This is a genomic window from Arthrobacter oryzae, assembly GCF_031454875.1.
Classification (GTDB): Bacteria; Actinomycetota; Actinomycetes; order Actinomycetales; family Micrococcaceae; genus Arthrobacter; species Arthrobacter oryzae_D.
The window spans coordinates 13,515-36,202 of sequence record NZ_JAVDRQ010000014.1; the positions used below are offsets into that span (position 1 = coordinate 13,515).

The window sequence follows — 22,688 nt, forward strand, 5'->3', positions numbered from 1 at the left end:
CGTTTCCTGAACCGTCCCACCCACTCCCTGACATCGCAAGGATTCCCATGAAAACCAAGCTCCTCACCGGACCTGCCGCGGCCGCCGCCGCGATACTGGCACTCACTGCCTGCGGCGGCAACGCCCAGTCCGCGACAGACACCGCCAGCCCCACCTGCCCCGGTGGCGAAATCCGGTTCGGCATCGAACCGTACGAAGACCCCGCCAAACTCAAGCCGGCCTACGACATCCTCGCCGCGGCGCTCGAAAAGAAGCTCAACTGCCCTGTCGAGGTCCAGGTTGTGGAGGACTACGCCGCCGAAGTCCTGGCAATGCGCAACGGCAAAATGGACCTGGGCCAGTTCGGCCCCCTGGGCTTTGTCTTCGCCAGCCAGAAGGCCGGGGCCGAGCCGCTGGTCTCCTTCGGCACTGCAGGCAAGGAACTCAGCTCATACACCGCGGGCATCTGGGTGGCCAAGGACAGTCCCATCACGGACATCGACGGCCTCAGGGGCAAGTCCCTGGCACTGGGCAGCGTGGGCTCCACCTCCGGGGACGTGCTTCCGCGTTTCGGGCTGCGCGAGGCAGGGATCGCGGACTCCGACCTCAAGATGGACTACACGGGCGGGCACCCCGAGGCACTTCTCGCACTGAAGAACGGCAAGGTGGAGGCCGCCGAAATCAACTCCCAGACCCTGGCCACTGCCAAGGCCGCCGGCACGTTCAACCCGGAGGACTTCCGCCGTATCTGGACGTCCGAGCCCATCCCCAACGATCCCATCACGGTCCGCGGAGACGCGGACCCCGCGTTCAAGGAAGCGGTCAAAGCAGCCTTCCTGGACCTAGATCCCGCAGATGTGGCCAAGGTCGGCGAGTTCCTCGACGTGACACCGCCGGGTCCGCTCCTGCCCGTGACCAAGGACGACTATGCGCCCCTCTTCGAGCTGGCGAAGACGATGAACCTCACCGAAGGCGACCTCTGATGCAGCCGCCGCTTCTCGCCGTCAAAGGGCTGAGCAAGTCCTTTGCCGGCCGCACGGTACTCAATGGAGTCGACTTCGACGTCAGGGCCGGTGAACTGGTTGCCTTCCTGGGCGCCAACGGCTCCGGCAAATCAACCACGCTGCGCTGCGTCATGGGCATCTCCCGGCCGGACGCCGGCAGCATCAGCATCGACGGCATGGACCTTGCCGGCCTGCAGGGCCGTGCGCTCCAGCATGCCACCCGGCGGACCGCCATGATCTTCCAGAAGATTCACCTGGTCCCGCGCCGCACAGCCCTGGACAACGTTTGTGCCGGTGCCCTGGCCAGGATCCCCACCACACGGTCCCTGAGCCCGGTGCTTTTTCCCGCCGGCATCAGGCAGGAAGCGCTGGAATGCCTTGACCGGGTGGGGCTGGCGGACCGCGCCCTGGACCGGGTTGGCCGTCTTTCCGGCGGCCAGCAGCAGCGCGTCGCAGTTGCGCGTACGCTCTGCCAGCGGGCGGACATTGTCCTGGCCGACGAACCGGTTTCCGCCCTGGATCCGCACGCCGCCGAACAGGTCATGGCGCTGCTCCGGGACCTGGCGCACAACGAAAAACTGGCCGTGGCCGCAGTCCTGCACCAGCCCGACCTGGCGCTGCGGTACGCCGACCGCTCCATCGGGCTGCTCAACGGAACCATGGCATTCAACCTCGCCTCGGCCGGTGTCGGCGCCGCGCAACTGGACGAGCTCTACGCCCCGGACCGGAGACTTGCGGCATGAGCCCGGACACCCTCACGGACAAGTCCGGCCGCCCGGATGCCGGACTGCTGAAGCAGCCCACTCGATGGGCGACGACGGCGGGCGTCACTGCCGCCGTCGTCGTCCTCCATCTTTTCGCCTTCCAGGGGACGGACTTCCAGCCCGGACTACTCGTGGACGGATGGAAGGGCATGGCCGCGTTCGTCGGTGATGCGTTCCCGCCGGACCTGGACTGGGAACAGACGGTCAAGCCGGGGCTCGAAGCCACCCTTGTCACTTTGTGGATCGGGCTGCTGGGCACTACGCTCTCGGTGCCCTTCGCCCTGCTACTGGCAGTGCTGGCAGCCAACAACACCACCCCGCAGCGGCTGGTCTACCAGGCGGCACGCTCCGTGCTGTCCTTCTTCCGGGCGGTTCCGGACATCGTCTTCGCGCTGATCTTCGTCACGGCCGTCGGCCTGGGTCCCTTCGCCGGCGTGCTGGCGCTGATCTGCCACAACACCGGCGTCATGGGGAAGCTGTGGGCGGAGTCCATGGAGGAAATCGACGCCGGCCCGCAGGAAGCGCTGCGCACCGCTGGCGCCAGCCGGATCCAGCAGGTCGCCAACGCGACGCTGCCGATGGTCGTTCCGCAGTTCGTGGGGCTGCTGCTGTACCGCTTTGACGTAAACGTCAGATCATCGCTAGTGCTGGGGCTCGTGGGTGCGGGCGGCATCGGCCTCCTGATCAATCAGGCCATCAAGTCCTTCCGCTTCGACGCCATGCTCACACACATTGTCATTGTGCTGGTGCTGATCATTGTCGTGGACCAGTTCTCCGCCTGGATCAGGCGCCGGCTGGCCGCGTGAATCCCGTGTCCCGGCGAAACGGCCCTGGGCTGGCGGTTCTATGAGCTCCTGTCGAGGAGCTCGGCGCGCTTCGTGACGGCGCGAACGTAGTCAGTCAGGGTCTGGGCGGCGGTCCGGTTCTGGTCTTCGGCGTGTAGCGTCCGCGCAGGCGCCAGTCCTCGGTGAGGGGTTCACGGGCAGTCGGGACTCCATGGCGCGGCCTGACGATCTTGAGGGGATTCGATGTTGACGGCCATGGAGGGAACCCCGATGAGTGTGAGTGACTGTTCGGGGGCGCCGTCCAGTTCCAGTGTGACCAGATCTTCCTGGCGGTGCGAGGACAGGACGCGGAAGTGGAAGCGCTGTAGTGTGAGGACATCGCCCGGGCGTACTGCCTCAAGAAGGGTTTTTTTATGGTTGCCGTTTTTCATCCGCCAGGGCCTGTCTCTCCGTCCCGTTCCGGAGTGCTTTCCGGGACGGCAATGACTGGAGCCGCCAACGCCTGCTTCATCACGGCAATGCTCAGTTCATTATGCGGGGGCGGCGAAGTCAAGGAGGCGCGCCGCTGATCCGCGGTGGCCGGTCAGCGGGAGGGTACGGGAACCGATGGTGCCGGGGCTGACTTCGACGGTTCCCACGTGCTCCCGATGACCGGGACATCGTCAGATGTGTTGCAGGACGGCGGCTGCCTGTTACGGGTGTCGATGCCAGCGCATTTCCTGTGAGGGGGAGGACCAGGAAAGACAAGTGAATGAAGAGCCGGCTAGTCCCAGGTCTTCCTTCCGAAATCAGATGGTCATCCCCTCGAAAGGCGGGGTCAACATTTGTCGGGCATTGTTGAGCCGTGACGAATAGCAATGGACGGGAAATAGAACTGGTTGCGAGGGCGCACGGCCCTCAACTCGGTTCCTGCACGGCGCTGGATGTGGGCCAGGAGATTGAAGCTTGGTACCGTGGCCAACTTGTTCACCGGGGCCGCGTAGCTGACACGCTGCAGTCCAGGAATCTGCTGTGGATCATCGACTCCCGCACTGGTGACCGGCGATTGCTGGACACGGAGGTTTTCGGCATCAGGTGCGTATCGGAATATCCGGAGACTGCGATCGATAAGCGCTGAGCCGGCTGGCCTCACGCCGCGCGCGGCAGCGCGTGAACGGATAGCAAGAGTCTGCCTGGCCCCAGCACGGATCCTGCGTCAGGCACCGGCGGATGTTGAGCGAGCTCTTGCCGGAGGAGATTGGCGCTTGCTGATCTGTTGCAGTGCGGGTCGCAGTCGCGTCGCGACCTGCTTCCTCGGGGGTCTTGCGCGCCGCAACCCATGCGAGACGGCGCCCGACCGCCCTGTAGGCCGCTGCGGGCGGGGTCCCTAGCGGTGCCGGCTGCGGCTGACCCTAGTGAACTCCGGGTGTTTCGCCGTCTTCGAAAATTCTCGAGGCCGGACCCACTATGAGGCTGTCCGGTGCGGTGACAAGTTCGGTGTCTTTGTCGGCGTAGTCGAACATGTGAAGGACGTGGCGCATGGCCTCAAGCCGGGCGCGTTTCTTGTCGTTGCTCTTGACCACTGTCCACGGCGCCCAATCGGTGTCAGTTGCGAGGAACATGGTCTCCTTGGCCGTTGTGTAGGAATCCCACTTATCCAGCGAGGCCAGGTCCATGGGGGAGAGCTTCCACTGCCGCACCGGGTCGACCTGGCGGATCGCAAACCGGGTCAGCTGCTCTGTCCTTGACACTGAGAACCAGAACTTCACCACGTCAACGCCGTCGTTGGTCAGCACCTGCTCGAAGGCGGGGGCCTGGCGGAGGAAGCCCTGGTACTGCTCATCGGTGCAGAAGCCCATCACACGCTCCACCCCGGCACGGTTGTACCAGGAGCGGTCGAACATGATGATCTCTCCCGCAGCCGGCAGGTGGGTGACGTAGCGCTGGAAGTACCATTGCGTCTGTTCGCGTTCGCTGGGCTTTTCCAGCGCCACAACGTGGGCGCCGCGCGGATTCAGGTGCTCGGTGAATCGTTTGATCGTGCCGCCCTTGCCCGCGGCGTCCCGACCTTCGAAAAGCACAATTAGGCGACGGCCCGTGGCCTTGACCCACTTCTGCAGCTTCAGCAGTTCGATCTGCAGAAGCCGCTTTTCCAGTTCGTACTGCTCACGTGTCATCCTGGCCCCGTAGGGATAGCCCTCCCGCCACGTGTCCACCGGTGTGCCCTCGGGGGTCAGGAGGACGGGGTCGTCGTCATCTTCATCCAGCACTGTGAAGCCGTGGCGGGCCAGGTCAAAAACGTTCATCAGCTGAACGTACTTCGCTGGCATGAACGTTGCGTGAACACACACCGGCAGCGGTTCCGGTGACCGTTGGGCTGCGGGGTTCGGCCCCGGACAGGGGAGCTTAGAAGGACAACCCAGTCAGCCGCAGTCGCTGGGTCGCGGGATTTGCGACGTCGGCGCTAGGCATTCTGGAAAGACTCCGCCGCTCCAGGTCATGAACACCAGGTCCTGACTGTGGCTGTATTACTCCGTTTGGTGGTTTTCACAGGGTTCTGCTTGACGCCGAACCCCAGATTGCCGCGTCCCTCACGGCGGGCTGTCCGCGCCGTGAGGTCAGCAACCGCCATTCGAAGATGAAAAAGTAACCCGCCTTCCCCATTAACAGTCGTGGTTTCGGCTGGCAACCTGCGAGAAAAGGCCGCAAGCTGGATAGGGGGAAACGAGAGGCGTGAGCGAATCGCACTCCCGCCGCCACAGGAAGGCCCTGGAATTCCAAGACCAAAACGGCAACTCAATCCCTTGATGCGTAAGTACCTCAAGGCCAGCCACCCCGCCCATCCAGAGACCAGAGGCCTCGGCGGCCTCAAACCGATCGAGCCGGCCACCCGACGGGAGGGGATGCCCCTCCTCGGCGATGATCAGGTCTATGTGATGAAGTACGGGAAGGAGTACCACACTGCGTGGTGCCAGGTTGTGGCCGACAAATGGGCACACGCACCCAGAGGACTGCTCGTGACCTTGTTAGCCGACGTCGGGGTGCGGACCCGGTGCCTGGAATGCGAACGAGCCCTGACAATGGCCGTAGCGTCCTCTGCCCAGAAGTATCACCTGCAACCCCGGCCCTCCCCGGCACCCCCGCCTGATGCGGTGATCCCGCTGAGGGTCGTTGGGACTGCCCATGGAATCATCTTTCTGGCGGCGGCGGCGGAATTTCAGGATCGCCTTGGGGAGACGGCGGTGGAGCCTGCGACACCGCTGCTGGTGGACGGTCGGCGGGACGGGATGGTGGTGCGGGTGGACGCCGCACGCGACGAACCACTCCTGGTTGTCCAGTTGGATCCACGTGCCGCGTTCCGGGATGGCCCCTACCAAGTGCGCCTGCGGCGTCCACTGCAGCGGTCGGCGACCAAACCCTACGCCGTGGAGTGCGTTGAGTCGGCGCCGTGGGCTTAGCACTCCATACACCGTGGCCGATGCTGACTATTCGGGCGATTGAGTCCATCAAACCTGCCGATGCTCCGTCTGGCTGTTCCGCGGTGCCGACAGCGCCAACGCCCGGATCAGCGGCTCCGGTTCCGGGGCTTCCGTAACGAGGAACTTCGAATTGTTGGGCGCCGTTGTCTTTTGGCCGGGCGGACAGGCGTGATTCCGGCGCTCCGGTTACGGCATGTCGGCGAGGATGGTCGTTGGGATTCTATTGAACCGCGGCGGTGCACTGCCCGGCTCCGGCGCTGTTTGGGCGTCCGGTCATTCGATTTTCCGATTTCAGTCGATGAAAGGGTCTGAAGGGAGGGTGGACGGCCAGTGACAGATTTTGAGACCGCGCATGTGCTGCAACATCAGGGTTCACAGCCGGGTGCCGGGCAATCGCGTGCGCAAGTTTCGTTGGCACGCACAGAGCTGCCGCGCCCCAGGTTGGGGAGCGCGGCAGTCGCTCTGCGTTACTCAAAATCTGTCAGAAAGGGGTGTGGACAATGTCCACAGTTTCGGCTTCGGACCACGTCGTACATGGGTCGGATCGGGCCGGATTCCACATGTTTCCGCGGGAGCCCAGTGTTTGCAGGGCCAGGAACCCGATTCGATCCCCAGCTCGGGCACGCATAACCCCTCGTCAGAGGGGTTTTTGCGTTAATGTGTGGACTCGCATAGCTGCTAGCGACCAGCCAGGCAGAGGGCGCTCATCCCTGTTTGTCCGGCCAAAGGGGGTGGGCACATTGTGCACACGTTTGGTCTCCTAGGACGTTCCGGGTTCAGCGGGAGCCTCTCCGGAGGTGTCTGGCGTACGATCCGTCCACAGCGTGAAGGTGTGTGGGTTCCGGACCCTCTTCCGGGCAATTCTGGTTTGCTTGCTCCGTCATACGGAGACTGAGGACTTGACGCACCAGTCTCACAGGACCCCGAGGGGCCTTATCTCCACCCAGTGTCAGGATGCCCACTCGTTCGCGTCCATTCCTCGATGCCCACAGGATCAAAAAGTGCAGCTTCGGTGCGCATTCCATCGCCAAGAGTGTCAAACGGTGCAGACTTCTGCTGGCTGACTGATAAAGCCACGTGGTGCGTGTCACTGTTGGCAATGGAAAAATGACGGCTGCTTGAGCGTCCGTTTGGGCATGTCCCTCTCCCAAAAATCCTGAGGATGGATCTAATGGCTACTAATTTGTCGAGGCGCGGCTTCCTTGCGCTGAGTGTTCTGGCTGGCGCGACTCCGTTATTCGCGTCCTGTTCGTCGCGGGGGGCTACGGCGGGCGGCGGTTCCAGTTCCACTCTTGTTTATGTCGGCTCCGATTTCCCCGCCAGCTTTGATACCGACAGCTCTGCGGGAGCGAACGTGGCCGGCGAAAACATAGTCGGAAACACCTATGGCGGTGACATCGTGGCATTCGGCAAGACACAGGTTAATGGCACCTCCATCGCCGATATCCTTGCGAGTGGAATAAAGGGCGGCCTCGAGAATGGATTTGCCGAGACAATCGACGTCTCGGCTGACCAGCGAACCATCACCATTACTCTCAGGGACGACATCGTCTCGAATTTGGGCAACAAGTTGACGTCTGCCGACGTCGTCTGGTCCTTTCAGCGCAACTTCGCCCTCAAGCAAACCGGCCTCTTCATGGCCAACTCGATGGGAATCACAAGTGCTGACCAAGTGATTGCCCTGGACGAGCGCACAGTCAGGTTCGCCCTCGATAAGCCGAATAGCATTTTCTTTAAGGTTGACGCAGCCAAGCTCTATGCAGGACTCTTCGACTCCGTTGCCGCAAAGCAGCACGCCACCTCCGACGATCCGTGGGCGCAGGGTTGGCTCGGCAAGAACACCGCCGGCTTCGGCGCTTACACCGTTTCGGCTTTCCAAGAAGGCCAAACGGTCACGCTCTCCGCCAACCCGCATTCCTTGACAAGGCCTGACTTCGACAAGGTCGTATGGCGCTCCGTGCCGACCAGTGCGAACCGGCTCGCGTTGCTGCAGTCCGGCGAAGCGGACATCGCCATGAACCTCAGCCCGAGCCAGCTGCAGTCGGCCAAGAAGGCGGGGCTCACCGTCACGTCCTATAAGTCGAATAAGATCCAAGTGATGCCGCTCAATGCGCTCGACCCGAACCTGAAGGATCCCCGCATCCGCCAGGCAATTGCCTACGCTTTGCCTTACGCCGACATCCTGAGCAGCGTGTACCTAGGCACGGCAACCGGCTTGAACAGCCCCCTTCCGGAGGACTACCCGGGCCACACCGCAAAGTATAACGAGTACAAGACCAACCTCGACAAGGCCAAGAGCCTAATGGCGGAGGCTGGCGTGTCCGGATTCAACTTGACGTTGACCTTCTCCAACGACAACTACGAAGATCCGCTGATAGCGCCCATCGTTGCGTCCGCCCTCAAGCAAATCGGCATCAACGTGCTGCTCGAAGGATTGCCGGCGTCGAGCTACTTCGACAAGCTGTACAAGCGCGGGGGTCAAGCCTATCTCGCCGCATTCTGGCCGTTCGTCGCTGACCCAGCCTATGCCCTCGGTGTCTACTGGAAGTCCACGTCTTACCTCAACGTCGGGTCCTGGAAGAACGCAGAGTTCGACACGCTCATCGAAGAGATGCTCGTCGAACCCGAGCCATCAGCCCGTAACCTGAAGGCTGGCCGCGCCCAGCAAATCTGGATGCAGGAGCAGCCCTGGGTGCTCCTAGCCAACCCCGGATGGCACGTCGCGCATTCAAAGCGCGTCTCCAACGTCACGTGGTATCCGAATAATGGGGTCCGCTTCGCCGATCTCAAGCTCGTGAAGTAGGGCCGTGTCTTGGGCCGTTTCCTCCTCCGACGTCTTTCCCTACTACCCGTTCAGCTCTTTGGCTTGCTCGTCCTTGTTTTTTTCCTCACTCGACTGATACCCGGCGATCCTGCCTATGCCCTCGCCGGGGGTCAGGCAACAGCCGAGCAGGTGGAGCGAATTCGCCAGTCGATGGGACTGGACCAGCCTCTGTGGGTCCAGTTCTGGCACTACGTCTCCGGTGTCCTCCAGGGGGACTGGGGCACCTCCATCCAAACCAACAGCCCCGTCGTCCAAGACCTCGTGCAGAGGGCGCCCGCAACCCTGCTCCTGATGTTCTTTTCCCTACTCATGATCATCCTGCTGGCTCTAGTGCTGGTCGGGTGGCTGCTCTGGCGGCCGCAGGGACTCGTTCGCAAAGTCGTCAGCGGATACGGGTTTCTCGCTGGCGTCGTCCCCGATTTTTGGGTTGGCCTCAGCCTGGTCTCCCTACTCTACGTGCAGCTCGGAATCGGCGCATCGCCGAGCGGCCAGTTGGACGCGAGGATTACCGTCCCTCCGGTAACGAACGTCGGACTGATCGACGCCGCCATCGCCGGCGACCCACAAGCTGTCGCAAACGCAATGGCACATCTCGTTCTGCCCTGCATCACGTTGATCTTTGTCTACCTGGCACCTGTCATCCGGATCATGTCCGCAGTGACCGAGAAAGTCAACGGCTCGGATTTCGCCCGCTTCGCCGATTCCTGGGGTATCTCTCCGTGGCGACGTGTTCGGTACATTCTGCGTTTTACGTCGCCAACTATGGTCACGACGCTCGCCTCCACCACCGTCTTTCTCGTCGGCGGAGCCGTCCTCGTCGAAACCGTCTTCTCCTGGGGCGGTGTAGGACAGTATGCAGTGGCAGCTGTGACCCGCTCCGACTACGTGGGCGTGCAGGGCTTCGTTCTCATTGCCGGACTGTTTACAGCCATGGTCTACCTCACCAACGACCTTCTACACGCCGCAATCGATCCGCAATTGAGGAAAGCATGAAAAGCCTGATACCCACCACACTTGCGGGGAAGGTAGGCGTCATTGGCAGCTTCATCTCCGTCATCTGCGCCGTCATCGGCCCCTGGATCGCTCCCTACGACCCGGAACAGCCCACGGTCGATGTCCTCCAGGAACCCAGCTTCGCGCACCCCTTCGGAACCGACGCATCCGGTCTCGACATCTTCTCAGTCGTCATCGCGGCCTTCCGTACGGACCTCTCGATCGCCCTGCTTGGCGTCGGCGCTTCGTTCGTACTCGGACTCCTGCTCGGTTCTATCAGTGGCTTTTCCGCCGCTGGCGGCCGGATCTGGAGGGCGCTCGCCCGGATCGTCGATGCTGCCCTCGATGTTTTCCAATCGATTCCAGTCACCGTCTTTGCGCTGGCACTAACGGCTATTTTTGGTCGAGGAACAGGTGCCGTGATTGCTGCAGTTATCTTTGTGACCACCCCGATCTTCGCCCGGCTGATCCGCTCATCCCTGCATTCAGTAGTGCAGGGAGGTCTCGTGGCATCCTGCCGTATATTGGGCCTCGGAACGATCCGTACACTGACGCGGCATGCCCTCCCCAATTCCATTGACAGCGCAGTGGCGAATATCTCGGTCAGCCTCGGTGTCTCCGTACTCCTCACCGCCGCACTGAGCTTCCTAGGGGCCGGTGTCCGTCCCCCCACACCCGAATGGGGCTACGTGATCTCCATGGGAGCCAACTATGTCGCCACCGGCCAGTGGTGGATTAGCCTCATGCCGGGTCTGGTGCTGTGCCTGTCAGTGGTCTCCTTTGCCTTGACCGGCGAGGCCGTCAGGGAATGGCTCGCCGGTGCTGGGCTACGTTCGGCCGCCAACGAAGAAATCACCCTTTCCACCGGACAAACCGAGAGGACATCATGACCAAGTTCCACACTCCAATGGGGGAGGACCTGGGCAGGCACGTGTTGAGAATCGAGGATCTCCGACTAACTGCGTCCCAGGGAGCCCGGGACCTGGTCAAGGGAGTTTCACTTTCGGTCGCCCCCGGTCGAGTGCTGGGACTTGTCGGTGAATCTGGCAGCGGCAAAACGCTTACCGGGCTGAGTTGCCTCGGGATGCTGCCGCAGGGCATCGAGCGCACGGGTGGAGAGGTCTTTGTCGCGGGGCAACCGATCCTGGATCTCGCCCCGAATGAACAGCGCCGCCTCCGAGGCTCCGTCGTATCAATGGTGCTGCAGGATCCGCTGAGCGGCTTCCACCCGATGCTCACCGTAGGCAAGCAGATCTTCCACTCCTTGCTGGATCATGGCGTTGGAAAGGAATCCGCACGGGCAAGGGTGCTCGAGGTGCTCGGTCAGGCGCGACTGCCTGAGCCAGAGAAGGTGTCAAACCGTTTTCCGCACCAGTTGTCCGGTGGTATGCGCCAACGGGCAATGATCGCCCTCGCACTTGCCAACCGTCCCAGTCTCCTGATCGCTGACGAGCCTACAACCGCCCTGGATCCTACGGTTCAGGCAGGAGTACTCCGTCTCCTGCGCCAGCTGGCCGACGATGGTCTCGGTATTGTCTTCGTTACGCACAACCTCGGCGTCGTGGCGGGACTCTGTGACGAGGTCAGCGTCATGGAGCATGGGCTCATCGTCGAATCGGGCGACGTTGCACCGGTCCTGGAGAACCCGCAGCACCCCTACTCGATCGAGCTGCTCAATGCCTCGCCCCGCCTCTCGTCGCCGCACGTTCTGCGCGCCCCCCTCAATGCAGCCCGGACGAATGAACCCGCTGCCATTTCCGTTCAAGGCGCCAGCCAGCGGTACGGCACTCGGGGTATTTTCGGCCGAGGAGCAGTTGTTCACGCCCTGAGTGACGTCAGTTTTGAGATCCCGCGCGGCAGCACCACCTCTATCGTCGGCGAATCCGGATCAGGCAAGTCAACATTGACGCGTCTGCTGGTAGGCCTCGAAAAACCGACAGCTGGCCGCGTCACCGTAGCAGGTCAAGACATGGCGAGGCTTAGTCCGGCGTCAGAACGGGAGTTCCGGCGTAAAGTCCAGCTGGTATTTCAGGATGCCAGCCGAAGCCTGGACCCCCGCAACACGGCCGAAGAGCTCCTCCTCGAGGCACTGGGCGTCGCAGGCCGGAAGGCTTCGCCGTCTGCGGTCCTCGAGCTGTGCGATCGAGTGCACCTCCCTCGGACCATTCTCGGACTGCGCACCACCCATCTTTCCGGAGGCCAGCGCCAGCGCGTCGCCATCGCGCGGGCGCTGGCGCCGAATCCGGAAATCCTTGTTGCTGATGAGCCGGTCAGCGCTCTGGACGTCACCAACCAGCAACGCATCATGGCTCTGTTCCAGGAACTCGTGGGCGAAAACAACCTCACGCTGATCATGGTGTCCCACGACCTCGCGCTGGTGAGGGACATGACCGACACGGTAATAACGATGTACAAGGGAAGGCTGATGGAAGCGACTCCCGCCGAAGAGTTCTACCGCAAACCGCGAAATCCGTATTCGCTGGCCCTTCTCGATGCGATGCCCGACCCCACCCGAATCGGGGAACTTCCGACCGTCACCGTCCCGGCTCTGCCGGGCCGCGTGGGCTGAAAGCAGGTAACTCGAATGTGCACCCTCCTTGCCGCACAATCCACGGCCGGACCGGTACTAGGCAGCAACAGCGATAATCCGTATCTCGTTGGCAGCCGGGTCTTGGCATCAACCGAAGGGGCCCATCCATTCATCGGAACGGAAGTGACCACCCACAGGGCCGCTGAGGCGGTCCCTTGGAATTCGGTGATGACCAGGGGCCTGAATGCACGTGGAGTGGCTTTCACTTATTCTTTCGTGCCCGCATCAAAGTCGGAATCCAATGGGTACAGGAAGCTAGTAGACCGGCGGGGAACCCGCGATGCACTGGGCCAGGCGGCTTCGGCGGAGGAACTCGTTTCATTGCTGCAACAGCGGGCTTCCAGACTGAACGACGGGAACTACCTGATAGCCGATGGCAAGGGGGTTGTTGTGGTCACCATCAATGGTCAACGCTCGACCCGGAGAACAATTGAACCCGGGCAAAACATCGCCTGCACCAATTCCTGGTTCGCGGGACAAGAGCCCGACGATGAGGCTTGGGTGGGAGAGAGCTTTTCCAGAGAACGCCTCGGCCAGGCCGCCGTCGTGCAGTCCACGCCGCTCCTCGAAGTACAGGATGTCCGTCAAGCCCTACATTCGGCCCTTGCCCAAAATGATGACCAGGAAGACGCCAACAGCCAGGAGGCGCGGACCGTCGATGCTCACGGCAAGGACAGCGGAACGATATCCAGTGAGATCATCGTCCCTGCTGAGGGCACCCTTTGGTGGTGCTACGGATGGCCCTCAGGCACGTCTCGCGGGTACGAAAGTTTTATTCGAGACTCCTGGGGTGAGTACCTGCCGTTTCAGGTATCGAAGGTGGACCATACAGGACTGCTAACCACAGAAGATGGAACAATAACTCTCTACGGAACGAAGGTGCTCGCAGCATGACCAACCTCCCCGCGCGCATGGCGCCCTCGAAAGCCCGCGGAAAATTTCGCAGGGGCCTAGTCACCCCCACGGCCGGATGGAGCGACGGTTTCACTCAAGCCAACCTAATCGCGGTCCCCGCTGACTACGCCGAAGAAGTATTGGAATTCTGTGCACTCAATGCCCAGGCCTGTCCGGTAATTGACGTCATCCAGCCGGGTGAAGTTGCCAGCGCACTGGCTGCCGGCTCCGACATCCGCACCGACGTTCCCGCCTACCGGGTCTGGCAGAACGGCGAGCTGACTGGGGAGACCGATGACGTCACTTCAGTCTGGCGCGATGACCTGGTCGGGATACTCATCGGTTGCAGCTTCACCTTCGAGGCTGCGTTGGTCAAGGAAGGCATCCCCCTGCGTCATGTCGAGATGGGTCGGAACGTTCCGATGTACCGCACCACCATCGAATGTGCCCCGGCCGGGCGGATACACGGCCCGATGGTAGTTTCAATGCGCCCGATGCTGCCGGAATTGGTTGCGACGGCAGCCCGTATCACGGGTGAGGTGCCGCAAGTACACGGCGCACCCATCCATGTCGGTTCTCCGGATAAGATCGGCATTCCGGACATCAACCGCCCGGACTTCGGTGATGCTGTGGAGATACGCCCGGGCGAGGTTCCGGTCTTCTGGGCCTGCGGTGTAACGCCGCAGAGCGCGGTCATGGCTTCCAAACCAGAGTTCGCCATTAGCCACGCTCCCGGGCACATGTTCATCACCGACGTTCTGGAGAGCAGCTACCGAACGAATGCTCTATTCTGATTGGCGCACTGACGCCGACAGGTTTGATGGCCCCTGGCGGGCCTCATGGGAGCAACTTTTCGGGCCCCGTCCACGAGCCACCCGCTGCAGGCTGGAACGCGCCCGGCCGGGCTGCCTACATGTCCTGGCCCGCCGGGGTAATGACCCACAGGACTATGGCATCCCGGCTTCCGTGATTCGCGAAGCCGTGTCCGATCTGAGGATCGACCAGCAGGGCATCGCCGGCGTCCAGGACATACTCGCGGCTGCCGGTACGTATCGTTAGGGTTCCCTCAAGAACGATAATGCATTCTTCGTCGCCTTGGTGGGTATACAGTTCTGGGCCCGACGAGCGTCCGGGTACCACGATGGTCTGGTGGATCTGCAGCTTCCGTGCGTCGCGCGGAGTGAGCATGAACTCGGCGCTCCCATCGGCACGTCTAATACGTCGCCGATCTTTGGCCCGGACCAGAGGACTGCCAGCGTCAGCCTCAGCGGGATCGGCAAACAGTGCTCCCATGGGCTCACCGAGGGCCTGACAGATCCGGCGTAGCGAGGCCACGGACGGACTCGCCTTGCCGCGTTCGACTTGGGAGAGAAATCCCTCGGATACTCCTGCCTCGGCCGAAACCTGTCGGAGCGAGAATCCTTTGCCTCGGCGGATACTGCGAATCCGGCGGCCGAGATCCAGATCGTGGGGCGATTCCTCTGCCCCTCGTGTCTGATTCTCAGACGATTGGCCAGGACCGTTACGGGTGAGCATGAGTGGGTTCCTCAACTGTTGATGGCTGCACGGCGAATGAGCTGCAGGATTTCATTCATCGTATTGACTGTAGTGGAACTTCAGAATCCTTTCATCCGCTCCATACACCAATGATGCACTTCCGCTGAAGATATCTTTAGTCTGACTGCCGGGTAGGGAATCGAAAGTTTGATGACTTGAGCGCCTAATCAAGCTACTTTCCCGGTATTTCAGGGACATGGCCGATGGATGCTCATTCCTGTCATGGTCTGCAAAGCGCTTCAGTTGAGCTCTTGCCAAAAACTTAAGCATGAGTATATTCTCTGCATAGAACTTATGTGTGACTTAAGTCTCAAAGGATTTACCAGTTCCACGGAAGCGGATAGTGGTGCGAAGATGCGCCACTGCTGGGATGACGCTGAGTCGGGCAACGAGGCTCTCAGAAGCTCGTCAGCCTGTTCGAGCCCGGGCATGCCCGGGGGCAAGCGGTGTCTCCCTCCGGCACGCCTCACGAGCGTCATGTGGGTCATCGGTCCGCTCTGTCACCGATCTATACGTTGGTTCCATTTTCGAGATAGACAGGTTGAAAAATGCCATTCAGTAACAACTCCCTTTCGCACTGGCGCCGCGTCGGCCTTGGGGCCGCGCTGACCAGCTTGCTGCTGGGCTCCGCGGCGTGCTCTTCCCCGGAAGGCGCGGCCCAGGCCAAACCATCGCTGGTCATCGCGAGCTGGGGCAACCCGTTCACAGCGGCGACAAAGAGTTACCTCGTTGACCCGTTCGTCGCCGAAACCGGGTTCGATGTCAAGATTGTCGACGCACCCGGAAAGTACGTCGCGACCCTAGAGTCTCAGAAGCAGGCCAACAAGATCGAATGGGACCTGCTGGATTCGACTTCGGGCCCGGATGCATACATCGCCTATGACAAGGGACTCATCGAGAAGATGCCCGACGACGTCAAGGGCCGTATCCTCGAGGTGCTGCCGCAAAGCGCCGTCACTGACTTCGGTATTAGCTGGTCCAGCCTCGGATACATCTCCGCGTGTTCGAAAAACGCGGTCGCGAAATGCCCGGCGAACACGACCGAACTTTTCAACACGGCAGCGTTTCCTGGTACCCGCACCAGCGTCGCCACCTCCCCCTTGGTCAACCTGAGCCTCGCAGAGGTGGCGGCCGGGGTTCCTGTTGATGATCTGGCCACGCATGAGATCGACCTTGACCGCGCGTTCGCGACCCTCAAGAAGATGAAGCCATCCATGGGCACCTGGTGGTCCTCCGGCGATCAGAACATGCAGGTATTCGCCTCCGGCGAGGCAGACATGGGCATCAGCTACAGCGGCCGTGCCTATGCCGTCGACAAGCAGGGGACTCCGATGGCGGTTAACTGGGACCAGGGGCTCTATAACCCCGGCTTCTGGAACGTCGTCGCCGGGTCTCCGAACAGCGCAGCGTCGTGGCAGTTTGTCGAGTGGATCGCCAAGCATCCGGAGGCGGAAGCCAAGTGGGCCGAGGCCCTCGGCTATTCGGTGCCGAACCCCAAGGCTTTTGACTTCCTGCCCGCCGACGTTGCCAGCAAACTCGCGGACTTTCCCGCCAACCGCGAGGTTCTGGGTGTCATGAACTACGCGTGGTATGTCAAGAATTACAAGGAAGTCAACGACCGCTGGCAGGAGTTCCTGCGTGGCTAGGCTTCTCGTTGATCCGTCGAGGGTGTGGAAAAGGAGAGCGGGATGCCTGTAGTCAGTCAGCAGCCACAAACAAGCTCCGTGCAACGAACACGACAGTGGAGTGCCGTACTGCCCACTGTCCCCAGCCTCCTGATGATCGCGCCGCTGGTTGCCGTGGCTCTCCTCTTCATCGTCTACCCACTGGTGAAACTCGGCGTCGATTCCTTTACCGGGGGCTCCGGAGGTTTCTCGAACTACGCGGCCGCATTCGGTTCGCCGGCCATTCGGAACGCGCTGCTCACCACCTTGGTCATGTCGCTGACCGTAACGGCCCTGTGTCTGGTGCTGGGCGGCAGCCTCGCCTGGCAGTTGGCGAAAGCGCAAAAGCCTATGGCCAAGGCGCTCCTATGGACGGCTGTGCTCCTGCCGTTCTGGATGGGCGTGGTAGTCAAGTCATATGCATGGGCGGTACTGCTGTCCAAGAACGGACTCGTCAACACGGTCCTGCTTCAGTTCGGTCTTATCGAGGAACCCCTTCCGTTGCTGTATACACCGCTGGCGGTGGTGCTGGGCATGACGTACACCATGCTTCCTTACGCGGTTCTGGCCATGTATCCGACAATGGTGAACTTCGACAAAGAACTGCTCAATTCGGCGAGCGTGCTGGGATCGTCCCGTACCTGGGCCATGGTCTCGGTCTGGCTTCCTCTGGTACGACCCGGGGCCGTCGCAGCCGGCGCCATCGTGTTCGCGATCAGCATAGGTTTCTACATCACACCCGTCCTGCTGGGCGGTGCGCAATCGCCGTTCATGGCCACCGTTATCGGCGACGATATCTTCTCCTATTTCAATTACCCGCGGGCAGCCGCATCATCCGTCATCCTCCTGGTGACGGCGCTGGCTGTTTTGCTCGTGACATTCAAGTTCGTCGGGGCGAAGGCACTTCGACAGGGGATCGGAAAATGATCCGCACAATTCCCAGTTTCCGGAACCGGGCGTTCGATAGAGCCACCGGCGTCATGGGCAGGGTGCTCGTCGCTTGCGCGGTGCTCTTCTTGCTCGGTCCAGCGGTCTTCATTGTGGTCCTCTCCTTCTCCAACGACCAGCGGGTTTCGTTTCCGCCCAAGGACTGGGGACTGGACCGGTACGTCGATGTGTTTACGTCAAACAAGTGGGGAGCGCCGACCCTGCTCTCACTGGAAATTGGAGCGTATGTTGCAATTGGCTCACTGCTCGTCGCCCTTCCACTGGTGTTCGCCCTGAAACGCAGCGCGCTCAAAGGCCGGGGCATCCTGGAAGCCACGGCGATCGCCCCGCTGGTCATCCCGGCATCGGCCTACGCGGTGGGGATGTATGCCGTCTTCGCACAGCTCGACCTGCTGGGGACAAAACAGGGCATTATCCTGGCGCACACGGTCCACGCGCTGCCTATGGTCGTGATCGTGCTCTCAACCTCACTGGACCAAGTGCGCACCGACTTGGAGTTGGCTGCCATGACGATGGGGGCGAGTCGCCTAAAGGCTTGGACGAGCATAACCGTCCGCCTGCTTGCCCCGTCGATCATAGCGGCCATGCTTTTCGGGTTCATCAGCAGCTTCGACGAGGCCGTGTTCATCACGTTCCTCGGCGGTGCAGACCTGGTCACGCTGCCGAAGTACATCTTCGATTCCGTTCAATACGCGGTGGACCCCGCCATCACGGCCATGGCCACACTCCTCATGATTACGACGGCAGCAATCATGCTCGCCGGTTCCGCTCTCCGGAAGGACATCAAGTGATCACCTCGACGCAGGCACCCCCCCTGGACGTGCACGGCAAACCCGACCAGGACAGTGCACTCCATATCAGGGCACTCACCAAGACCTTCGGAAACGTCGAGGTCCTCCGATCTATAGACCTGGACGTGCGGCCAGGAGAATTTCTGACGCTACTGGGGCCCTCCGGCTCGGGAAAGACGACCCTACTGCGCATCATCGCCGGGTTCGAAGCTGCCACCTCCGGAGTCCTGAGGCTCGGCGGCGTGGACCTTGGAAGTCTGGCTCCGGCAGAGCGCAGACTCGGGATGGTCTTTCAGAACTATGCGCTCTTTCCACATATGACGGTGGCGCAGAACGTGGCCTACGGACTGAAGCTGCGCAAGTGGAGCGGCGCCAGGCTGGAATCACGTGTGCACGAAATGCTCGAGATCGTCGGACTGGGCCAGCACGCCGGGCGCAAGCCCGCTCAGCTCTCGGGCGGCCAGCAGCAGCGCGTCGCACTGGCACGGGCACTGGCCTATGAGCCCGACATCCTGCTCATGGACGAACCCCTCGGCGCCTTGGACCGAAGCCTCCGCCTGCAGATGGAGGAGGAAATCAAACGTGTCCACCGGCAGATCGGAACCACGGTCATTTACGTCACCCACGATCAGGAAGAGGCCTTGGTCCTCTCCGACCGGGTGGCCATTATGAACGAGGGCCGCTTCGCCGGACTGGACACCCCGATGTCGCTCTACCATCGGCCGCCCAACTCGTTTGTCGCTAAGTTCTTCTCAGACTCCAACGTTCTCCAGGGCGAGGTGCGGGACGGAGCGGTCCATGCGTATTCGCAGGTTTTCCCCACACATGCGGACTTCACCGGGCCGGTTTCCCTGGCGGTGCGCCCCAAGGCCTTCATGCTCGGCGCAGGGAATTCCCCGGCTCCGGGACTTCGCTTCCGCGCCCGGGTCGAAGAGTGCCATCTCCTGGGAGAACACGAGCAGATCCAGGCACACGTGCCGGAGATCGGCCGGATCATCATACGTCGCGACATCGACGGCGGGTGCGCGGCCGGAATCGGCGACGATGTCGACCTTTTCGTTCCCGCTGCCGCCATCAACGTAATGCGCGATTAGCGCCACTCTCATTTATCAAAAGCTTGAAATCCAGCCAAGGAGAAAAATGTCTCAGAGAGTTGTCATTGCAGGGGCCGGCATTTCCGGTCTGGCCGCCGCTGCCTCGTTCAGGTCGTTCGGGTTCGAGGTCGACGTCTATGAACAAGCGACAGAGCCGCGTGAGATCGGTGCTGGCATCTATCTCAAAGAAAACAGCTTTGCTGTGCTCGACCGTCTCGGACTTTCCGACCTGCTGGCGAAAAAGGGCGTCAGAATCGAGGCCGCACGCATACTCGACGAGGACGGGCGTGTGGTCACGAGCCGTGATCTGAGCCAGGAACGACTGGTCGTCACGTTGCGGTCCGAGCTGCACAACGCCCTGCAGGAGCGGGCACTGGATCTCGGAGCGCGTCTGCATACCAGCCGCCGGGTCGTCGGGGCGACGCCTGCCGGAACGCTCCTATTTGCCGACGGGAGTGAGGAGACTGCAGACCTGGTCATCGGTGCGGACGGCCTGCACTCCCGCGTCCGCGACTCGCTGGATCTGGCCCGCTACAAGATCGGACTGGGAGACGGAGCCACGCGGGTGCTAGTGCCCCGTCAGGAAAAGGAGGGCCCGTTCAGCACCGAGCACTGGTCCGGGCAGCTCCGCGTCGGCATCGCACCCTGTTCCGATGACTTCACGTACATGTTCATCATCGGTCCCGAGAGGGAGAGCCGGGCGACTCGAGTTCCCCTAGACACGTCCTACTGGACACGGCATTTCCCCCACCTCGAGGAATACTTTGCCGCAGTAACGCCGGAACTGTCGATCCACCACCGGCACCACGTCGTGCACTGTGATACCTGGGTGAAGGGAAACGTAGCCATCATTGGCGACGCTGCCCACGCCCAGCCACCGAACTTTGGTCAGGGGGCCGGCGTTGCCATCGCTGCGGCCTGGGAACTCGCGGAGTGCGTGGCTTACACACCAGATATCCGCACGGCGTTGTCAGACTGGGAAATCTCCTCCCGGCCGCGGATCAACATGGTCCAACGGCTCACGACCGCCTACGACATACTCAACTACAAGTGGCCGCGCCCGCTGGCACCGCTGCGCAGCAAGCTCTTCTCGGCCATCTCCAATTCTCCCGTCCTCGGATCGCGGTGGGAATTCTATTGGCGCGGCGGGGCTGTCGCGCCGCGACCGCTGGGTAACACCGTACCGGCCGAACAGTGACCAGGGGGGAATAGGCAAATGCAACAGCAGCAATTCGCTTTAGTCAACGCCAACATTCTGACGATGGACGACGAGGGCCGCGTCGCCGACTCGATCGGTATCCACGGCGACCGAATCGTCGCCGTCGGAGATATGGCATCGGTCCTCGACAGCCTCGGCCCCGACGCGTCTATCTTCGACCTCGGCGGTGCCACCGTGCTTCCGGGATTCATCGACGTCCACACGCATGTCGAGCTGATCACAATGTCGCGGCATTTCTGGCGGGACGTTCGAGCCCTCGACCGGGCCCAAATCCTCGCCGAGATCCGGTCGCAATGCGCCACAACAAAACCAGGTACGTGGCTTGTGCTCCAGGGAACATTCAGCCAGGACCTGCCCTCACGCGATGAGCTCGATCAGGTGGCTCCCGACCATCCGGTAGCAATCCGCTGGACGTTGCACAAGTTCGTCTTGAACTCCGCGGCTCTGGAGGCCAGCGGAATCTCGGAGGACACTGTGGTCCCCATCGGCGTGCGCCTTCAGAAGAATCCGGACGGGACTCTGAACGGAGTCATCGAAGAAGGATGGGATTTAGTTGCTGCTCCGGCCCCTGGGGCCGACGCTCTTACGGACGCAATGGAAGAGACTCTCCGATCGTTATTCATTAGGAACGGTGTCACGACCGTCCACGAAATTGCCGCATCCAACAACGGGATTTCAGCTTTGAGGGCGCTCGCCTCCAGGGGAAGCATCCCCCGGATGGGGCTGCTGCTGACAGCCGGGCCAGGTCACCAACCCCTTGCGTCCGTATCCGATGCGGCCTTCCGCGGCCTCGGCTCCGGTTTCGGCAACGACAATATCTGGCTTCAAGGCCTTAAGATCTTCATGGACGGCGGGCGAGACGGAGCGTACCGGTCGGATCTCGTCGGGAAAGATGCGGAAAAGTGGGGACTGCTGACCAGGCTTTATCCGACACTGGTGCAGGAACTCGTCGAGGCGACGAGACACGGGGTCCAGGTCTGCACGCATGCCATCGGAGACCTCGCCCAGGAAATTGCGGTTTCAGCGGTGGAACGTGTCCACGAACTGTATCCGGAACTGGACCACCGCCTGAGGATCGAGCACTTCTTCAACGAGAGTTTCGGTACCGCCCAGCTGAAGCGCCTAGTGACAGCCGGCGGCATTGCGGTACCGAACCCAGGATTCGTCCTTGCCGAGCCGGACGAGCCGGAACAGCGGCTGCCGGAGGGAGCCTCCAAATATGCGATCAAAACCCTTCGATCGATCCAGGGAATTCTTCCCGGGAACTCGGATACGGCCGGGGCACAGCCTTTTACGACGAACCCCTGGGTCACCATGAAATGCATGCTGGAGCTGCGCAACAAGAATGGCGTCCCGGTCAATGATGCCGAGCGCGTCGATGTGCAGACTGCCCTGCGCGCTTACACCTCGGATGCCGCCTACGCCACCAGGCAGGAGACTGAGAAGGGAAGCCTCGAGGTGGGGAAACTAGGAGACCTAATCGTTGTCAGCAGCGACCCACACCAGACCGACCTGGCAGATTTCGACAGGATCGATACCAAAGTTTCGATCATCGGAGGCCGCGAAGTCTTCGGCCAGCTCGCCGATATCACTATGAAGGCGGCGGTGTGATGGGCGAACATACTGTCGTCGCAGAGGTCGTCAGACACCTACAGCGGTTAGGCCTTCACCCGGACTGAGCTGAATAGTCTGTGAATCGAACCGGGCCGGTCGACGAAAAGGATAGCCACTGCCCGGGAGGACAACTGTGTATCTGGTCGGGCCCTCCACCCGGGATGACATCCCGGCGTATTCTCCGACGTTCAGGCCCTCACCCAGCAAGGCCCTTGCCGCAAGCAGGTCATAAACTGCGTGCCATGCCCAGTCCAGAAGGTCGTTGATCGCTGCGTCCACCGTAGGAGCGCTCATTAATTGATGGCGCCACCGCCTGTCCGAACCACGGGTAACTGCTTTGCGAGTGTCGGGCCAGGCGCAGGAGTCCAGAGGCGAAACGCAGGCGTTGCCGTGGATCCGTCAGGACGGCTGAGTGCTGTACGGGCCAGCACGATTTGTCCACCGAAGCTCCGGTCAACCGCTATTTGACCGGAGCTTCGCCAATTGAGGAACCACCGCAGCCCCTTGTAA

Annotated in this window: 19 protein-coding genes and 1 pseudogene; 16 read left to right on the plus strand and 4 right to left on the minus strand. The window is 61.7% G+C overall.

What is annotated here, in order from left to right:
- Positions 1–47: 47 nt before the first annotated feature.
- Genes J2805_RS20870 through phnE form a run of 3 tightly spaced genes read left to right on the plus strand, consistent with a single transcriptional unit; the run spans position 48 to position 2,553 of the window.
- Positions 48–962 (plus strand): phosphate/phosphite/phosphonate ABC transporter substrate-binding protein, encoded by a 915-nt coding sequence (locus tag J2805_RS20870; RefSeq protein WP_309979720.1) that lies wholly within the window; start codon positions 48–50, stop codon positions 960–962.
- A complete protein-coding gene (locus J2805_RS20875) occupies positions 962–1,726 on the plus strand; it encodes a phosphonate ABC transporter ATP-binding protein (RefSeq protein WP_309979721.1) in 765 nt (254 codons plus the stop codon). Before J2805_RS20870 ends, J2805_RS20875 begins: the two co-directional genes overlap by 1 nt.
- Positions 1,723–2,553 (plus strand): phosphonate ABC transporter, permease protein PhnE, encoded by an 831-nt coding sequence (gene phnE, locus J2805_RS20880; RefSeq protein ID WP_309979723.1) that lies wholly within the window; start codon positions 1,723–1,725, stop codon positions 2,551–2,553. Before J2805_RS20875 ends, phnE begins: the two co-directional genes overlap by 4 nt.
- A gap of 170 nt (positions 2,554–2,723) precedes the next feature.
- Here the strand turns inward: phnE and J2805_RS20885 are convergent, their stop codons facing one another.
- Both J2805_RS20885 and ppk2 read right to left on the minus strand, forming a co-directional pair.
- Positions 2,724–2,963 carry a hypothetical protein gene (locus J2805_RS20885; RefSeq protein ID WP_309979725.1) on the minus strand — a complete coding sequence of 80 codons (240 nt, stop codon included), beginning with the start codon at positions 2,961–2,963 and terminating at the stop codon, positions 2,724–2,726.
- Between the two features lie 960 nt (positions 2,964–3,923).
- A complete protein-coding gene (ppk2, locus tag J2805_RS20890) occupies positions 3,924–4,817 on the minus strand; it encodes a polyphosphate kinase 2 (protein WP_309979726.1) in 894 nt (297 codons plus the stop codon).
- A 501-nt stretch (positions 4,818–5,318) separates the two neighbouring features.
- Here ppk2 and J2805_RS20895 point away from each other — a divergent pair.
- From J2805_RS20895 to J2805_RS20925, 7 genes are all read left to right on the plus strand, one after another.
- A complete protein-coding gene (locus tag J2805_RS20895; protein ID WP_309979728.1) occupies positions 5,319–5,969 on the plus strand; it encodes a hypothetical protein in 651 nt (216 codons plus the stop codon).
- Positions 5,970–7,161: 1,192 nt separating this feature from the next.
- Positions 7,162–8,793 (plus strand): ABC transporter substrate-binding protein, encoded by a 1,632-nt coding sequence (locus J2805_RS20900; RefSeq protein WP_309979730.1) that lies wholly within the window; start codon positions 7,162–7,164, stop codon positions 8,791–8,793.
- Between the two features lie 9 nt (positions 8,794–8,802).
- Positions 8,803–9,807 (plus strand): ABC transporter permease, encoded by a 1,005-nt coding sequence (locus J2805_RS20905; protein WP_309979733.1) that lies wholly within the window; start codon positions 8,803–8,805, stop codon positions 9,805–9,807.
- Positions 9,804–10,697, plus strand: coding sequence for an ABC transporter permease (locus J2805_RS20910; RefSeq protein ID WP_309979735.1), 894 nt, complete (start codon positions 9,804–9,806; stop codon positions 10,695–10,697). Before J2805_RS20905 ends, J2805_RS20910 begins: the two co-directional genes overlap by 4 nt.
- A complete protein-coding gene (locus J2805_RS20915; protein WP_309979737.1) occupies positions 10,694–12,376 on the plus strand; it encodes an ABC transporter ATP-binding protein in 1,683 nt (560 codons plus the stop codon). The genes J2805_RS20910 and J2805_RS20915 overlap by 4 nt, the downstream gene beginning before the upstream one ends.
- 15 nt (positions 12,377–12,391) lie before the next feature.
- On the plus strand, positions 12,392–13,291 hold the full coding sequence (locus J2805_RS20920; RefSeq protein WP_309979738.1) for a carcinine hydrolase/isopenicillin-N N-acyltransferase family protein: 900 nt from the start codon (positions 12,392–12,394) through the stop codon (positions 13,289–13,291).
- Positions 13,288–14,085, plus strand: a complete 798-nt coding sequence (locus J2805_RS20925; RefSeq protein ID WP_309979740.1) for a putative hydro-lyase — start codon at positions 13,288–13,290, stop codon at positions 14,083–14,085. The genes J2805_RS20920 and J2805_RS20925 overlap by 4 nt, the downstream gene beginning before the upstream one ends.
- Before the next feature lie 115 nt (positions 14,086–14,200).
- On the opposite strand, the gene J2805_RS20930 is transcribed toward J2805_RS20925, so the two are convergent.
- Positions 14,201–14,479, minus strand: coding sequence for a cupin domain-containing protein (locus tag J2805_RS20930; protein ID WP_309979742.1), 279 nt, complete (start codon positions 14,477–14,479; stop codon positions 14,201–14,203).
- Between the two features lie 99 nt (positions 14,480–14,578).
- Positions 14,579–14,827, minus strand: a pseudogene (locus J2805_RS24015) (helix-turn-helix domain-containing protein); the annotation flags it as partial.
- 569 nt (positions 14,828–15,396) lie between these two features.
- Between J2805_RS24015 and J2805_RS20935 the strand changes: the two are divergent.
- The 6 genes from J2805_RS20935 to J2805_RS20960 all read left to right on the plus strand — a co-directional run bounded on the left by J2805_RS20935 (position 15,397) and on the right by J2805_RS20960 (position 22,175).
- Complete coding sequence (locus J2805_RS20935; RefSeq protein ID WP_309979744.1) at positions 15,397–16,494, plus strand: extracellular solute-binding protein; 1,098 nt, start codon at positions 15,397–15,399, stop codon at positions 16,492–16,494.
- 78 nt (positions 16,495–16,572) lie between these two features.
- The gene (locus J2805_RS20940; protein ID WP_309979746.1) at positions 16,573–17,439 is read left to right on the plus strand and encodes an ABC transporter permease; all 867 of its coding nucleotides are present in this window, start codon (positions 16,573–16,575) and stop codon (positions 17,437–17,439) included.
- Entirely contained in the window at positions 17,436–18,251 is an 816-nt protein-coding gene (locus J2805_RS20945; RefSeq protein ID WP_309979748.1) for an ABC transporter permease, read from the plus strand. The genes J2805_RS20940 and J2805_RS20945 overlap by 4 nt, the downstream gene beginning before the upstream one ends.
- The gene (locus J2805_RS20950) at positions 18,248–19,345 is read left to right on the plus strand and encodes an ABC transporter ATP-binding protein (RefSeq protein WP_309979750.1); all 1,098 of its coding nucleotides are present in this window, start codon (positions 18,248–18,250) and stop codon (positions 19,343–19,345) included. The genes J2805_RS20945 and J2805_RS20950 overlap by 4 nt, the downstream gene beginning before the upstream one ends.
- A gap of 46 nt (positions 19,346–19,391) precedes the next feature.
- Positions 19,392–20,543, plus strand: coding sequence for an FAD-dependent monooxygenase (locus tag J2805_RS20955; protein WP_309979752.1), 1,152 nt, complete (start codon positions 19,392–19,394; stop codon positions 20,541–20,543).
- Between the two features lie 18 nt (positions 20,544–20,561).
- Positions 20,562–22,175, plus strand: a complete 1,614-nt coding sequence (locus J2805_RS20960; RefSeq protein WP_309979754.1) for an amidohydrolase — start codon at positions 20,562–20,564, stop codon at positions 22,173–22,175.
- Positions 22,176–22,688 lie beyond the last annotated feature (513 nt).